Source organism: Streptomyces roseoviridis (assembly GCF_039535235.1).
Lineage (GTDB): Bacteria > Actinomycetota > Actinomycetes > Streptomycetales > Streptomycetaceae > Streptomyces > Streptomyces roseoviridis.
In genome coordinates, this window is record NZ_BAAAWU010000001.1 from 670,563 (window position 1) to 685,139 (window position 14,577).

At 76.1% G+C, this 14,577-nt stretch carries 10 protein-coding genes; 2 read left to right on the forward strand and 8 right to left on the reverse strand.

Annotation, left to right across the window (positions count from 1 at the left end; translation table 11 throughout):
* Nucleotides 1-123: 123 nt before the first annotated feature.
* The 8 genes from ABD954_RS03010 to ABD954_RS03045 form a co-directional block, all read right to left on the reverse strand.
* A complete protein-coding gene (locus ABD954_RS03010; RefSeq protein ID WP_345484162.1) occupies nucleotides 124-5,100 on the reverse strand; it encodes a NaeI family type II restriction endonuclease in 4,977 nt (1,658 codons plus the stop codon).
* Nucleotides 5,093-6,037, reverse strand: a complete 945-nt coding sequence (locus tag ABD954_RS03015; protein ID WP_345484164.1) for an AAA family ATPase — start codon at nucleotides 6,035-6,037, stop codon at nucleotides 5,093-5,095. Before ABD954_RS03015 ends, ABD954_RS03010 begins: the two co-directional genes overlap by 8 nt.
* The gene (locus tag ABD954_RS03020; protein WP_345484165.1) at nucleotides 6,034-8,490 is read right to left on the reverse strand and encodes a vWA-MoxR associated conflict system protein; all 2,457 of its coding nucleotides are present in this window, start codon (nucleotides 8,488-8,490) and stop codon (nucleotides 6,034-6,036) included. Before ABD954_RS03020 ends, ABD954_RS03015 begins: the two co-directional genes overlap by 4 nt.
* Nucleotides 8,487-9,458: an alpha/beta hydrolase gene (locus ABD954_RS03025; RefSeq protein WP_345484166.1), complete on the reverse strand. Its 972-nt coding sequence runs from the start codon at nucleotides 9,456-9,458 to the stop codon at nucleotides 8,487-8,489. Before ABD954_RS03025 ends, ABD954_RS03020 begins: the two co-directional genes overlap by 4 nt.
* A gap of 155 nt (nucleotides 9,459-9,613) precedes the next feature.
* Nucleotides 9,614-10,135 (reverse strand): hypothetical protein, encoded by a 522-nt coding sequence (locus tag ABD954_RS03030; RefSeq protein WP_345484167.1) that lies wholly within the window; start codon nucleotides 10,133-10,135, stop codon nucleotides 9,614-9,616.
* Nucleotides 10,136-10,465: 330 nt separating this feature from the next.
* Nucleotides 10,466-11,410: a glucose-6-phosphate dehydrogenase assembly protein OpcA gene (gene opcA, locus ABD954_RS03035; RefSeq protein WP_345484168.1), complete on the reverse strand. Its 945-nt coding sequence runs from the start codon at nucleotides 11,408-11,410 to the stop codon at nucleotides 10,466-10,468.
* Nucleotides 11,411-11,516: 106 nt separating this feature from the next.
* Entirely contained in the window at nucleotides 11,517-12,431 is a 915-nt protein-coding gene (locus ABD954_RS03040) for an NADP-dependent oxidoreductase (protein WP_382746016.1), read from the reverse strand.
* A gap of 18 nt (nucleotides 12,432-12,449) precedes the next feature.
* The gene (locus ABD954_RS03045) at nucleotides 12,450-13,055 is read right to left on the reverse strand and encodes a DoxX family protein (RefSeq protein ID WP_345484170.1); all 606 of its coding nucleotides are present in this window, start codon (nucleotides 13,053-13,055) and stop codon (nucleotides 12,450-12,452) included.
* A 209-nt stretch (nucleotides 13,056-13,264) separates the two neighbouring features.
* Between ABD954_RS03045 and ABD954_RS03050 the strand changes: the two genes are divergently transcribed.
* Nucleotides 13,265-13,921 carry an HdeD family acid-resistance protein gene (locus ABD954_RS03050; RefSeq protein ID WP_345484172.1) on the forward strand — a complete coding sequence of 219 codons (657 nt, stop codon included), beginning with the start codon at nucleotides 13,265-13,267 and terminating at the stop codon, nucleotides 13,919-13,921.
* 124 nt (nucleotides 13,922-14,045) lie between these two features.
* Nucleotides 14,046-14,468, forward strand: a complete 423-nt coding sequence (locus ABD954_RS03055; RefSeq protein WP_345484173.1) for a DUF350 domain-containing protein — start codon at nucleotides 14,046-14,048, stop codon at nucleotides 14,466-14,468.
* Nucleotides 14,469-14,577 lie beyond the last annotated feature (109 nt).

Sequence of the window (14,577 nt, forward strand, 5' to 3'; positions counted from 1 at the left end):
AGATGACGTCCGGGCGACCGGCGCCCTTCCCGGGAGGGGTGAGGAGACGGGCGTGGGGCGCCTGGGGGCCGGACCCGCCCGGCTGAGCGCGTACGGGCCGCCGCCCCGGTCGCCACCGAGCGGTCAGCGGGTGCGCAGGCCCGGGAATCCGCCCGTCAGCGGCGCGCGTTCGTCCTCCTCGCGGGCCACGACCCACGCGACGCCGTCCACGACGACCGACGGCCGGCCCCCGTGCTCCGGCCGCCGTCGGACCAGCGGCACGCACACGTACTCGCCGGGCCGCGGTACGGGCTGTCGCAGCGCCTCCGCCGTGGCCCGGCCGCGCGCGTTCGCCGCGAGGAGCAGCAGCCCGTCCCGGCGGAGCTCCGCGCCGGCGAGGCGCACCACCCATTCCTTCTCCCACGCGCTCTCGCGCACCAGGGGCCGCAGCGCGGTGGCGGGCACGGTACGGCCCGGGGTACGGCGGAACAGTTCGGCGACACGTCGCACGTCGTCGGGGCGGGCGAGGACCGCGGCGCGGTCCTCGGGGGCGAGGCCGAGGAGGACGTTCTCGGGGAGCGGCGCGTCCCGGTGCAGCCAGAGCACCGCGCCGGGTGCCAGCGGCCCCTCCTTGGCCCGTACGAGACCGGCCGACCAGCGGGCGCGCCGGTCGTCGGGGAAGACGACCAGGCACGCGGAGCCTTCCGCCTCGGCCTCGAACGGGGTCGCGCCCGGGCCGTCGAGGGAGAGCCGCACCCGCAACGGCACCGTTCCCTGCCGCCGTTCCCACACGAGGCCGCCGGTGCGGCCGTCCGGCGCGGGGGCGAAGGGGAGGACGTCGCACAGTGCCTTCGCGAACTCCTCCTGCAGCACCTCCCGTTCCGCGTCGCCCAGGTCCCGCACGTCGACGAGTCCCGGGTGCCGGGTTGTCAGGGCGACATCGAGGCAGCGGCGCAGGACGCCCGTGAGGGTCCGGCCTTCCGGGTCGAGCTCGTTGAAGAGCCGCGCGAGCTGGAGGAGTTCGGCGTCGTAGGCGGACAGGTCGACGCGCGGGACGAGGATGACGCACACCACCTCCCCCGAAGGACCGCGCACCTCGCGCGCGGTGAGCTCACGGGTCAGCGCCGCGCCCGCTCCCTCCTCGCGCTCCAGCGTCTCGTACGCCTCCGGGGAGACGCACAGCACGGCGTCGTCCGGGTAGTTGTCCGCCACCCTGCGGAACTCCGCCGAGCGCAGCATCGTCCGCGTGTACTCGACGGCGAGGTCCGTGGCCGGGTCGGGCCCCACCGGGCCCCGGTGCACGGCGAGGCGCGGCACGCCCCGCGGTCGGGGTGCGCCGTCCCCCCATCCCGGCAGGGCGGCCGCGAGTTCGCGCAGGAGCGGGCCGAGCGGCGCGTCGCCGTCGGCCACCAGGAGCAGGCAGTCGTCGAAGGACCGGGTCCGGTAGGGGGCGTTCTCCAGGAGCGGCCGGTTCGCGAACAGCGCCTCCCTCAGCGGCACGCGGCCGCCTCGGCCGGCGGCAACGTCGATCGCGATGACGGTGGAGGCGCCGTCCTTGCGGGCGGTACGGAGCAGCCGCCAGGCGTCCTCCCGGGCGGCCGGGTCTCCGTCCCCGAGGCGGTCGAGGTGGTCCAGGAGGTCGAGCGCCTGCCGCGCCGCGGCCTCGGCCTGGGCGGGACGGTCAAGCCGCAGCAGGGTGGTGGCGGTGCGGACGAGCGCCCGGGCCTGGCCGGCGCGCAGGCCGCGGTCCCGGCAGTGGCCGGCCAGCCGGACGAGGACGGAGAGCAGTCGCTCGTGCTCGCCGAGGGCGGTGAGGGCCTCGGCGAGGAGGTGCAGGAGGTCCCCGGTCTCCGGCGCCGTGTCGCCCCAGGGGTACGCCAGGGCCTCCTCGGCCCGGGCGACGGCCGCGCGCGGTCCGTCCGGCAGGACGGCCCATGCGGTCCTCGCGAGCAGCGGCGCGGCCACCCCGTACGCGGCGGGGTCGCTCTCCAGTCGGCTGGGGCCCACGCCCTGGAGGGCTTCCCAGGCGGTCTCGGGCCGCCCGGCCGCGTACTCCGCCAGCGCCAGGACGAGTGCCGCCCGCACCTCCCCGTGGCCGTCTCCCCGCGGATCCGGGCCGGTCGCCGCGTGGAGCGCCCTCGCCGCCCGTAGGAACTGCTCCGGGTGGAGCTCCGCCGCCCCCGCCTCGTGGAGCAGCAGCAGCGTCTCGGCGTCGACGCCGTCGAACGCGAGCGCGTTGGGCACCCACACCTCGGGCCGTGGGGCTCGTACGGCCCTGATCCGCAGGCGTTCGGCCAGTGCGCCGCCCTCCCGCCGGTCGCGGTAGAGGGCGGCGGCGGCCCGCCGGTAGAACGGGCCGATGCGGGCGCGGGCGACCTCTCGCCGCGCCTCGTAGCCCTCGAGCCGTGCGAGCTCGGCCTCGACGACCGCCGGGAAGGCGTACCGGCCGGGGTCCGGCTGCTCCAACAGCCCTTCCCGTACGAGGCTTTCGAGCTCGGCGGCGACCCGTTCCGGCTCCGCGCGCAGCACGGTCGCCGCCTCGTCGCGGGTGAACTCTCCCGCGGCGGCGACCGACAGTCCGACGAGGGTGGTGGCGCGCCCCCGGGCGAGGTCGGTGAGCCAGAGGCGGACCGCGCCGGCGGGGCTTTCCGCCCCGCCGGCGGCTCGCCACTCGGCGGCGTAGCGGCCGGCCTTGGGGACCACCATGGGGTCGCGCGAGCCGAAGGCACCGCCGAGGATGCGCAGGGTGAGCGGCCACCAGGCGCCGTGCTCGGCGGGTTCGCCGGTGCCCTCGCCGGAGACGGCGAGCAACCGGGCGGCGTCCCGGCCGGTCAGCGGCGGGAGTTCCACGCCCATGTGGCGCCCGGGCGTTCCTTCCGTGGCGCGGGTGGTGAGGACGACGGCGCAGCCCTCGGGCAGGCCGTCGACGAGCTCCCGCGCGAACTCGTGGGCGATCTGTTCCGTGGCCACGTCGTCCAGGACGAGCAGGACCCGGCGTCCGCGCAGGGCCCGGTGCAGTGCGCTGACGGCGGCCAGGTCCGCGAACCCGTCGCGGCCCGGCCGGACCGGCTCCGGCGCCCGGCCCGTCCGCGTCCCGAGGTCGCTGAGGTCGCTGAGGTCGCCGAGCAGACGTTGCAGTGCCGCGTCGGGGGCCACCGGATGCCGGCCGGAACTCCGTAGCGGTACGAAGAACACCCCGTCGGGGAAGTCCTCGCGGAGCCGGTGGGCCGCGTGCAGGGCGAGGGCGGTCCGGCCGGCGCCCGGAACGTCGGCCTCGGCGGTGATCCACGCGGCCCGCACGGTCCCCCGGCTCAGGTTCCGGACGAGGGCGTCGGCCAGGTCCGCGTGGCCGATGTACGGCTCGGGTGCCGGCGGCAGGACCGTCCCGGTCGCGGTGTCCCCCTCCCCCGGTGCGGGGTCCGGCTCGCCCTGCGGCCGGGGTTCGGCGAGACCGAGGAGTTCGAGGGTGCGGCGGGAGGCGCGGGCGAAGGCCGCCTTCTCCGCCGCCAGGTCGCGCGGGCCCTCGCCGTCGTGGGCGACGGAGGGCAGGCGGGTGCGCCCGTTGCCGCGGGAGGCGATGTGGTGGTCGAGTGCCTGGTGGAGGGCCCACACCTCGTGGGCCGGGAGGTGTTCGCGCAGCACCTCCTGGGCGTCGGGCGGCAGGACCAGCTCGACGATCCCGAACCCCGCTCCGGCGGCTGTCCCGGGGCCGCTCCCGTCCCGCTCGACCACGTCGAACACGCCGCTCGTGACGACCTCGGCCACGTCGGCCACCGCCGCGTCCGGGACGAGCCTCTCGCGGATCAGGTGCAGCAGGCGCAGGCTCAGCCGGTCAAAGGGGGCGCAGAGCACGGCGAGGCGGGCCGCCCGGGGCGAGGCGGTGCGCAGGAAGCGGCGGGCGAGTTCGGCCGGGGGCAGGGGGGTGGTGCGCGGGCGGGCGGTCCCGGTGGTGGTGCGGCCGGTGGGCGGGACGAGGACGGCGGTGCAGCCTTCGGGGTCGCCCCGCATCAGGGTGCGCGACCAGCGGCCGAGGGAGTGCGGGGTGAGGGAGAGGACCGGGATCGGCAGCCACGGGCCGTCGCCGTCCTGTCCGCCACGGACGTCCGTCGCCGGGCTCTGGGTCGCCAGGCTCTGGGCCGCCGGGCCGGTCGGGCCTGTCGGGGCTGCCGGGCCTGTCGGGGCTGTCGGGCCCGTGGGGCCGAGCATCGGCGGCGGTGTGACGGGGACGCGGCTGCGGTGGGTGCCGGGGGCCGCCGGGGTGAAGCGGGTGGTGGGCAGGTTGAGGCCGCCGCGCCGCCACAGTTTCGTCGGCAAGGGGTTGAGCACGGCGGTGGGATGGGCACCGGCCCATTCCCTGAGGAGGTGCCAGATCTCGGGGCGGCGCCAGGCGTCGGCCATGCAGTCGGAGACCACGACGACCAGCCGGCGTCCGTCGGCGGCGCGCAGTGGTCCCGGGGCGTGCGGTTCGCCGGTTGCGGCGAAGGTGAGGTCGGTGACCTGGAGGGTCCGGAAGGCGCCGAGGCGGTCGAGGACCGCGGTGAACTCGGCGACGGTCTCCGCCCACACCCGCATGCCGGGTGAGCGGTCGACGACCAGCACCAGGTCGAACCAGCGCTCGGGCGCCGCCTTGAACACCGGGATCAGCTCACCGCTGCGCGCGTAGCCGTCGACGGTGGCGTCGATGTCGAGGGCGGCGCGGCGGCCTTCCGGCCAGCGCCGTTTCCACGGGCGCAGGGCGCGGGTGAGTTCCAGGGGGCGGGGCAGGCCGGCGGCGTGCGGCGCGGCGACGGCGTGGCCGCGGATCGGGGCGGCGCTGCCGGGGAGCCGTTCGTGCAGGGGCCGGGCGGCGGGCGTGGTGTCGGGCGTGCCGGACCGCGGGGCGGGTGCCGGGGCCGGTGTCGCGCTCCGGGTGTGCTCGCCGGCGTCGGCGGGCGGCACGGGGTGCGCCCGGGTGGGCCGGTCCGGGTCGGCCGGCGGGTGGGGTACGGGGCCGGGCCCGGCGCCCTCCTGCCGGTCGGCCATCCGGGCGGCCAGCCACAGCGCCTCCGCCAGCGCCGTGCCGTCCAGTTCGGGGACGGCGGTGCGCAGGGCGGAGAGCAGCCGGGGCAGGGGATCAGGCATGCGAGAGCTCGCGCAGGATCAGGTCCTCGACGGCCTGGCGGCGTGCCTCGTCGGGGGCGTCGGTGCCGGACAGCAGGTGGACGGCGTTGAGGAGCTGGTCGACGGCGAGGCTCTCCCCGGCGCTGAGGCGGTCCAGGAAGGTGGTGACGAGCCGGCCGGCCTCGGGGGTGCCGGCGGTGCCGGCGCCCATGTGGGCCTCGACGATCCGCAGCAGGGTCTCGGGGGTGGGCAGCGGCATGGTGAAGCGGACGCAGCGGCGCAGGAAGGCGGCGGGGAAGTCGCGTTCGCCGTTGCTGGTCATCACGATGAACGGGAACTCGGTGCACTGCACCCGTCCGCGGCGCACCTCGTGGTGCTCGTCGCCCTGCCATTCCCGAACGGCGACGACGTCCGTCCCGTAGCGGGCGAGCTCGGGGATCTCGAACTCGCCGCGTTCGAGGACGTCGAGGAGGTCGCTGGGCAGGTCGAGGTCGCTCTTGTCGATCTCGTCGATGAGCAGGGCGCGGGGCCGGTCGGCGGGCAGCAGGGCGGTGCCGAGGGGGCCCATCCGCAGGAAGGGGGCGATGTCGTCGCCGCCGGCGGGGCCCTGGAGGCGCTGGGCGTGGATGCGGCCGAGGGCGTCGTAACGGTAGAGGGCGTCGGCCAGGTTGCTGCGGGAGGTGATGTGCCAGCGCAGCACGGTGCCGAGGTCGAGTTCGGCGGCGACCTGTTCGATCACCGTGGACTTGCCGGAGCCGGCGGGTCCGGTGACGAGGAGCGGGCGGCGCAGCGCGAGCGCGGCGTTGACGGCCTCGACGAGCCCGGTCGGCGGCACGAACTGGCGGTGCAGGGAACGTCGCGGGAACTCGCGCCACGGCGGGGCCGGCGGGAGTGCGACGCGGTCGGCCGGCTCGGCGGGCGGGGTGCCGTGGCCGGCGTAGAAGGGCTGCCAGGTCATGCGGGTTCCTCCCCGTGCGTCGGGAGCGGCTCCGGGTGGAAGCCTTCCCGTTCGGTGTGCGCGTGATCCATGCGCGCGTGGTCGGTGTGCGCGTGGTCGGTGTGCGCGTGGCCCAGGTGCGCGCGGTCCGTGTGGCCGGGGACTGTGTGGCCGGGGACTGTGTGCGCGCGGTCTTCGTGCGCGGAGTCCGTGTGGCCGGGATCCGTGTGCGGGCGATCCATGTGCCCGTGGGCCGTGGGCGCGTGGTCGGTGTGCGCGTACACCGTGGGCGCGTGGTCCATGGGCGCGTCGTCCAGGTGTTCCCGGTCGAACCAGGCGCAGAAGTCCAGCCATTCGGGCCCGTCCCAGACCGTACGGAGCCGGGCGAGGTGGTGCAGGCCGCCGCCGTCGGCGGCGGAGGCGTGGTCGTCGGGGACGGAACAGGCGCTCCACTTCTCCCGGTAGGCGCGGCAGAATCCGACGGGCAGCAGGTGCCAGTGGGTGTCCACGGTGCGTCGTACGGGCGCGGGGACGGGCGTCACGGCGGGGCGGGCCGGGTCGTCGTCGGGCCACAGGACGATGGGCGAGGAGGCGAGCAGGGTCTCCATCAGGTCTTCGAGCCGTTCCGGGCGGTGGGCCAGGGCGAGGGCCCGGGTGCGGGGCGTGCTCGTGAGGCGGGCGCGCAGTTCGGTGACGCGCCCGGTGTCGGCCTCGCCGAGCCAGTCGACGCGGCTGCCGTCGCCGCCGGGCCCCCGGTCGATGGCCTTGAGGATGTCGCGGGCCTGGTCGTTGATCCACCACAGGTGGTCGGGCGGCTGGATCCGGTCGCTCCAGCGCAGCACGACGTCGTAGCGGGTGCCGAGGCGGATGCCGAGGTCGGTCTCCTCGGGGCGCCAGGTGGCGAGCAGCGGGGCGGGCGCGGCGATCTCCACCCGGCGCAGGGGCGTGTCCAGGGTCCGGGCGAGTCCGGAGGCCCAGCGCAGGACCGTGCCGAGGGTGCGTTCGGTGCCGGCGCGGTCCTGGCCGGCGCAGGGGAACTCCTCGCGGTGGCGGACGGTGCCGCCGTCCAGGAGCCAGGCCGCGAGCGACTCGGGCCACTCGTCGCCGACGGCGGAGTGGAGGCTGACGACGAGCCGGAGCCGCATCTCCTCGGTGCGTTCGGCGAGTCGCGCGAAGGCGTCGTTGAGGTCGATGACGGCGCCGGTCTCCTTGGCCCAGGCGCGCAGGGCGGTGTCCTGCGGGTCGACCCCGGTCTCCCGCGCCAGCAGGGCGACGAACTCGGCGAGCGGTCCGGTGCGGCTGCGCCCCGCGCGGGGAGCGCGGAGCAGCAGGTGCTCGACGGCGTCGCGGAGCAGGTCGGTGCCGGTGGACTGCGGGAGCGGGGCGGTCGGGGCGGCCTCGACGGCGGCGAGGGCGCGGCGCAGCAGGGTGGTGGTGAGGGCGGTGCCGGGCCAGGAGTCGAGCAGGCCGACGGTGCGGGCGGCGTCCCGCAGGGCGTCCAGGACGCCGTGGGCCCACTGGCGTTCGGGCGCCGGCAGGGTCTCGACGCGTGCGCGCAGGGCCTCCAGGTCGTGGGGGTGGAGCTCGCCGTCGAGGGCGGTCGCGGCGAAGCACGCGCTCGCGCCGCCGCCCTCGCCGCCTCCGTCGTGGCCGAGTGCGCCGTCGCCGTCACCGTCCAGGAGGCGCAGGGGGTGCAGGGCCCGGTCGAGTTCGGCGCGGCCGACGGGTCCGAGCGGGGATCCGGTCCTGTGGACGGCGTGCCGGGCGTTGCGGGCGAGCCACAGGGGGCCCGCGGCGAACTGGGCGCCGTCGTAGTCGACGTGCTGGACGGCCTGGCCCACCGCGCCGCCGTCCTCGCGTACGGCCCGGGCGACGACGGCTCCGGTGAGGGTCTCGCCCGCGTCGGGGATCCCCTCGTGGAGCACCTTGACGAGGGTGGTGCTGAAGCGGAGGGCGTAGGCCTCCTCGTCGGCGGCGGCTCCCATGAGCAGCGAGAGGCGGGTGTCGCCGCGCCGGATGCCGCCGGCGAGGGACTTCAGGTCGGGCAGGGCGTGGCCGGCGTGACAGGTGTCGACGAGGGCGACGAGCCCGTCGAGGCCGGGGCTGTCGAGGAGCCCGCCGAGCAGCGAGCCGACGTCGACGGCGCTGAGCGGGTCCTCGGCGCGGGAGTCGCCGGCCATGAAGTACAGCTGGGTGCCGGCGGCCATGCCGTGGCCGAGGAAGGCGAGGACGAGGACGGCGCCCGCCTCGGCGGCGGTGCGGCCGGCCCGGCGTACGGCGTTCTCGATCCGCTGCTGGGTCAGGCCGGGGCCGTACAGCAGGGTGGGTCCGTGGGCCGGGTCCTTCTCGCAGGCGCCGGCCCAGGGGGTGGTGAGGGTGTCGTGCAGGGAGCGGGCGGCCCGTTCGAGGTCGGAGAGCAGGCCGAGGTCGGGGCACTGGGCCCCGATCACCAGCACGTGCCGCGGTGCGCTCATCGCTCCGCGACGGTGGTGAGCGCTTCGACGAGGGGACCGGCGACGGCGGGCTGGGCCAGGTACGTGGCGGCCGGGTGCACCCAGGCACCGTCGGAGTCGACGCGGCGGCTCACGGGCACGACGGCGTCGGCGTTGGGCCGTACGAAGCCTTCCAGGAGCGGCCGGGCGGCCACGATGTCGTCGCGGTCCCAGAAGTTGAGCCAGCGGCGGACGCCGTCGGGCGTGCCGAGGGGGTGCGGGCGGACCCGGGGCCGGACGGCGGTGCGGATGCCGAGCGGCGAGCCGAGGGTGACGAACAGGGCGACGTCGGCGGCCTGTTCGTGCAGGGTCTCCAGGGCGACGACGGTGCCGAGGGAGTGGGCGACGACGATGTTGGGGCCGTCGGGGTCCAGGCAGTCGGCGACGCGGGCGCGGATCCGCTGGTCGAGGGTGGCGGTGCCGTCGGTCTCGCCGCGGTTGAGGTAGCGGGCGACCTGTCCGAGCATGCCGACGGTGGCGCGGGCGCTGAGCCAGCCGCCGACGGAGCGCAGGCCGGGCACGGCGAGCAGGCTGGTGACGGCGTTGACCGCGCGCCGGGCCGGCGCGCCGGCGCCCTGGGCGCCGCCGGGCGGGGCGAGGCGGGTGCGGGCGGCGTGCAGGGCGCGGGTCTCGGCGGGGTCGAGGGCGGGGGCGAGGGTGGGGTCGGCGAGCCGTTCGTCGACGGCTTCGAGGAGCAGCGCGGCGAGCAGCTCGTCGTCCTCGTCCTCGGTGGTCCCGGCGGGTCCGCCCTGGGCGCCGGCGGTACGGAACAGGTCGCCGTAGTAGGCGAAGCGGGCGTCGGCTCCCCAGCCGCCGGTCAGTGCCGAGACGTGAGCGGAGTGCCCCGCCGCGCGGGCGCCCGCGGCGACGGCCCGCAGCCACTCGTCCAGGTCGGCGGCGGCGTCCCGGGGACCGCCGATGCCGTGGACGAAGACCAGGCGAGGCTTCATGGGGTCCCCCGTTCGACGCGTCGTTCAGCGGCGATCCTCGCCGGTGCGGCGGCGTCGGAGCAAGCCGCGGAGGCGGCACCAGCGCGTCTCGGCCAACTCCCCGGGCAGCTTGGCGAGATGTACGCGGTCCGTCGCGCCCAGGCGGCCGCCGGTGCTCACCTCCGGTGGCGGCGCTTCGTCTTCGCCACCGCTCTCTCCCTCAGGAGCCGTTGGTAGTCGGCGTACCGCTCGCCGCCGAGACCGAAGGAGGCACAGATGTCGGCGACGTGCTCGGCCTCCTCGGCGTCGCCGGCGAGCCCGAGGTGGGCGAGGACCCAGAACCCCTGGCCGGCGGCGGCCCGGCAGTCCGCCAGGATCGTGTCGGGCGGACCGAGGGCCAGGTCGCATCCCGACATGAACCAGAGGGTCTGGAGCAGCACTCCGCGCGCGAGCGGCGAGGGGCCGGAGGCGAGGGCGGCCAGGATCACGGCGACGGCGGGCGGCGAGCAGGAGAAGAGGGCGCCGTTGCGTTCGACGTGGTCCTCGAGGGTGTAACCGATCATGTCCCGGGGGGTCTGCGCCTCCAGGATCGTCTCGAACATCAACGGCAGGTGCTCCGCGTCGTCGCCGCAGCCGCAGCGCAACGACGCCCAGTCGTGCCGGGCCAGTTCGGCCCGTACGAGCTCGCCGATCGCCATGTGCCCGCTCCCCTCCCCCGTCTCGGCGCCCCGGGTGCCCCACCCTCTCGTCGTCCGGTGCTCCGGCGGGCACGGCGGACGACCGGGAGACCGTGCCCGCGCCCCGGCGCGCTCCACCGCGCTACGGCCCCGGGCCGTGGCCGGGCCCTGCTGCGCCATCCCGGCCGCCCCAGCTGCCCGTACGGCGACCGGATGGTCGCCCTCGACGCGGCCACGGGCGACGAGGAGGACGAGCGGGACTTCCGCCGACCGGCCCTCAGCCCTCACGGGCCGGGACGTGCCACGTCCCGGGACCTCTGCGCGTGGCCGACGAGGACGGGGGACGGCCCTTCAGCGTGTACGAACGCCGGTGACGCGTTCGTCAGCGGTGCCGTGGCGCAGGGCGGCCTCGTAGGCTTCGTCCGGGTCCAGCCTGCGCAGTTCCTCGGCGATGAGTTCGGCCGTGGTGCGGACCTTGAGGGCCATGACGCGGCTCGGCTGGCCGGGGATGGCCAGGTGGGCCACCGGGCCCTCGGGGCGGTCGATGCGGATCTCGCCGCCGGGCGTGCCCATGCGGACGGCCGTGACGACGGGGCCGTCGCTGACGACCCGTTCGACGGGGACGTCGAGGCGCTGCTCGAACCAGCGGGCGAGGAGTTCCGCGCTGGGGTTCTCCGCCTCGCTCTCCACGGCGGCCGAGGTCACCGTCGTACGGGCCTGGTCGAGGGCGGCCGCGAGCAGCGAGCGCCACGGGGTGAGCCGGGTCCAGGCGAGGTCGGTGTCGCCGGGGGCGTAGGCCGCGGCGCGGGTCGCGAGGGCGCCGAGGGGGTCCTCGACGGCGTACGCGTCGGTGATGCGCCGCTGGGCGAGGGCGCCCAGCGGGTCGCGGGAGGGGACGTCGGGGGCGTCGACGGGCCACCAGACGACGACGGGCGCGTCGGGCAGCAGCAGCGGCAGGACGACGGAGTCGGCGCGGCGGGCGACCTCGCCGTGGAGGCGCAGCAGCACGGTCTCGCCCGCGCCCGCGTCGGTGCCGACGCGGACCTCGGCGTCGAGGCGGGGCTCGTTGCGTGCGCGCGGCGAGCGGGCGTGGCGCTTGATGACGACCAGGGTGCGGGAAGGGTGCTCGCGGGACGCCTCGTTGGCGGCTCTGACGGAGTCGTAGGCGTTCTCCTCGTCGGTGACGACGACGAGGGTGAGGACCATGCCGACGGCGGGGGTGCCGACGGCCCGGCGGCCCTGCAGGATCGCCTTGTTGATCTTGCTGGAGTTGGTGTCCGTGAGGTCGATCTTCATGACCGGCACCGGTTCCTTCCGTCGCGTGCGCGCATGTCGCGGCTCTCCCCCGCTCTCCCCGTAGCACCGGATCGGCTCCGGATCTTCCCCCAGGGTATGCGGGCGCTCAGGACTCGCCGAGCGAGAGGACGAGCTTGCCCCGCGTATGCCCCTCGCTGTTGAGGCGCCATGCCTCCGCGGCCTCGCGCAGCGGCAGGACCTTCTCGACGAAGACGGTGAGCCGGCCCTCGTCGGCGAGCGCGGCCAGGGCGGCCAGTCCCTCGCCGTCGGGGCGTACCCACACGTAGTGGCCGCCGAGGGCGGCGGCGCGGTGGTCGGCGACGGAGACGAGGCGCTCGGGGGTGCGCAGCAGTTCCACGGAGACGTCCACGGACTCGCCGCCGACGAAGTCGAGCGCGACGTCGACGCCGTCGGGGGCGAGCTCACGGACGTGGTCGGCGAGTCCGGGACCGTACGCGACGGGTTCGGCGCCGAGGTCGCGCAGGAAGTCGTGGTTGGCGGGGCTCGCGGTGCCGATCACGCGGGCGTCGCGGGCGACCAGGATCTGGGTCGCGAGGGAGCCCACTCCCCCGGCGGCGGCGTGGACGAGCACGGTGTCGCCGGCGCCCGCGCCGACCCGGTCGGCGGCCTGCAGCGCGGTGAGCCCGGCGAGCGGGAGGCCGGCCGCCTGCGCCCAGCTGAGGGCGCGGGGCTTGCGGGCGAGCATGCGGACGGGGACGGCGACGCGTTCCGCGTAACCGCCGTGCTCGGCGCTGTCCTTGCGGATGTAGCCGAAGACCTCGTCGCCGGGGGCGAATTCGGGTGAGTCGAGGCCGTTGCCGGCCACGACCCCGGCGATGTCCCATCCGGGGATCATCGGGAAGTGGGCGACCATGATGGGGTCGAGTCCGCCGGCGGCGAGCTTCCAGTCGACGGGGTTGACCCCCGCCGCCTCGACCCGTACGAGCACTTCGCCGGGGGCGACCTTCGGCTCGGGCAGGTCGGTGAGGGCGAGCCTCTCGAAGCCCCCGTACGCGGGCATGGCCATCGCCTTCACGGATCAGCCCTCCGTCTCGCGGGCGGTGCCGTGCTCGGGCTCGGGCTCGCCGGACGCTGACGGCGCCCCGGCCGGGCCCGGTTCGGCGTCCTGCCCGTCCGGGGCCGCGATCGCCTGGGCCCGGCGGCCGACGACGGCCGCGGCGGCGAGGGCCGTGCCGATGAAGGCGGTGGCGACCACCCAGGGCCGGTCGAGCACATGCCCGGTGGCGTGGTCCAGGGAGTAGCGGCCGGCTCCGGTGACGCCGATGGCGGCCGCGGCGAAGCCGAGGAAGGCCGGGTACTCGTAGCCGCCGCTCATGGCGAAGAAACCGGAGGGGGCGTGCACGGCGACGGCGCCGGCCATCGCGCCGGCCGCGGCCGCGCCGGCCGCCGGGGTGGCGAGGCCCAGGGCGAGCAGGGCGCCGCCGCCGGCCTCGCCGAGTCCGGCCGCGACGGCGCTCTGCCGACCGGGCGAGAAGCCCATGGCCTCCATGGCCTGGGTGGTGCCCTCGATGCCGCCGCCGCCGAACCAGCCGAAGAGTTTCTGGGCTCCGTGCGCGGCGAGTACGGCGCCGGTGCCGACCCGCAGGACGAGCAGACCGAGGTCGCGGCGGTTGAGAGCGGTCATGGGTTCTCCCGGTAGGGACGCGGGCGCGGCGGGTGTGCGCGCCCTCCACAGTCGTCCTCCACTCTGCGCCGTGCGGACGTCTGCCAGGATGCGTTGTTCGTCCATACAGGTCATGTTTTGCGACATTCGCCCCGTGCTGCTTGAGTGAGAGCGCTGGTGCGTACGTCCCCCGCTCCGAGGGCGGGGCCCGGGAAGGAGCGAGTACCGCCATGGCACAGACGCATGGAAGACAGACGCGGACCGGACCGACGCGGACGGGGCCGTCGCACGCGGGGCCGTCGCCGGACGCCCGGGAGGACCTGCCGCCCGGGCCGCTCGGCGCGCTGGCCGGCAGCGCCTGGCAGGCGCTGCTGCTCGCCGGCGTCGCCGCCCTCGTACTCGGCGTGCTCGTGCTGGTGTGGCCGGGTGCCTCGCTGGTCGCGGCGGGTGTCCTGTTCGGCCTGTACCTGCTGTTCAGCGGTGTACTGCAACTGGTCGCGGCCTTCGGTACGCACACGCGCACCTCGCTGCGGGTGCTGGCCTTCGTCAGCGGCGCCCTGTCCATCCTGCTCGGCCTGTTCTGCTTCCGGGGCGCGATGCAGTCGATCCTGCTGCTCGCGCTGTGGATCGGCATCGGCTGGCTGTTCCGGGGGATCACGCAGACGGTGGCGGCCGCCTCCGACCCGGCGATGCCGGCCCGTGGCTGGCAGGTCTTCCTGGGGATCGTGAGCGCGCTCGCCGGTGCGGTGCTCATCGTCTCGCCGCTCGAGTCGGCGGCGGTGCTGACCCTGCTGGGCGGGATCTGGCTGATCGCGGTCGGAGCGGCGGAGATCGCGACCGCGCTCCAGGTGCGCTCGCGCGCCAAGCGCATCCCGCCGGGCGTCTGAGCGGCCCGGCCCGCAAGGCCCGGCGCGCAAGGCCCCCCGGCAGGAGCCGGGGGGCCTTGCGCTACATTTTGCCGGTCCTTGACCGCGATCGTTCACGATCACTTCTCTCCGGAGCCGGCATTCCATGACCGACATCGTCAACGGCCTGGGCCGGACGGCGGCCTACGGCGCCCTCGGCGTCGTCCTGCTGATCCTCGGCATCGTCCTGGTCGACCTCCTGACGCCCGGCAAGCTCGGCCGGCAGATCTGGGAGGACCGCAACCGCAATGCGGCGGTCCTGCTGAGCTCCGCGCTCCTGGGCATCGGAGGCATCGTCTTCACCTCGATCTGGACGACGTACGAGGACTTCGGCAAGGGCCTGGTGTCCACGGCCGCCTTCGGGCTGCTCGGACTCGCGATGATGGCGGTGGCGTTCTGGGTGGTGGACCTGGTCACGCCGGGCAAGCTGGGCAAGACGCTGGTCGACCCGGAGCCGCACCCGGCGGTATGGGTCACGGCCTCCTGCAACCTCGCGGTGGCGGCCGTCATGTCCGCCTCCATCGCCTGAGCCCCTCCCTCGGCAACGCCGCCCCGGCCCCCGGACGGCCGGCGGCCCTTGAGGGCCGAGGGGTCTCACCGGGGAGGACGCCCCCAGCCTCCCTCCGAGCCGCGAGTGG

Coding starts and splice junctions, on each gene's coding strand:
- ABD954_RS03010 (WP_345484162.1), bottom strand. CDS start 5,100: ATGCCTGATCCCCTGCCCCGGCTGCTCTCCGCCCTGCGCACCGCCGTC.
- opcA (WP_345484168.1), bottom strand. CDS start 11,410: ATGAAGATCGACCTCACGGACACCAACTCCAGCAAGATCAACAAGGCG.
- ABD954_RS03050 (WP_345484172.1), top strand. CDS start 13,265: ATGGCACAGACGCATGGAAGACAGACGCGGACCGGACCGACGCGGACG.
- ABD954_RS03030 (WP_345484167.1), bottom strand. CDS start 10,135: ATGGCGATCGGCGAGCTCGTACGGGCCGAACTGGCCCGGCACGACTGG.
- ABD954_RS03015 (WP_345484164.1), bottom strand. CDS start 6,037: ATGACCTGGCAGCCCTTCTACGCCGGCCACGGCACCCCGCCCGCCGAG.
- ABD954_RS03020 (WP_345484165.1), bottom strand. CDS start 8,490: ATGAGCGCACCGCGGCACGTGCTGGTGATCGGGGCCCAGTGCCCCGAC.
- ABD954_RS03025 (WP_345484166.1), bottom strand. CDS start 9,458: ATGAAGCCTCGCCTGGTCTTCGTCCACGGCATCGGCGGTCCCCGGGAC.
- ABD954_RS03040 (WP_382746016.1), bottom strand. CDS start 12,431: ATGCCCGCGTACGGGGGCTTCGAGAGGCTCGCCCTCACCGACCTGCCC.
- ABD954_RS03055 (WP_345484173.1), top strand. CDS start 14,046: ATGACCGACATCGTCAACGGCCTGGGCCGGACGGCGGCCTACGGCGCC.
- ABD954_RS03045 (WP_345484170.1), bottom strand. CDS start 13,055: ATGACCGCTCTCAACCGCCGCGACCTCGGTCTGCTCGTCCTGCGGGTC.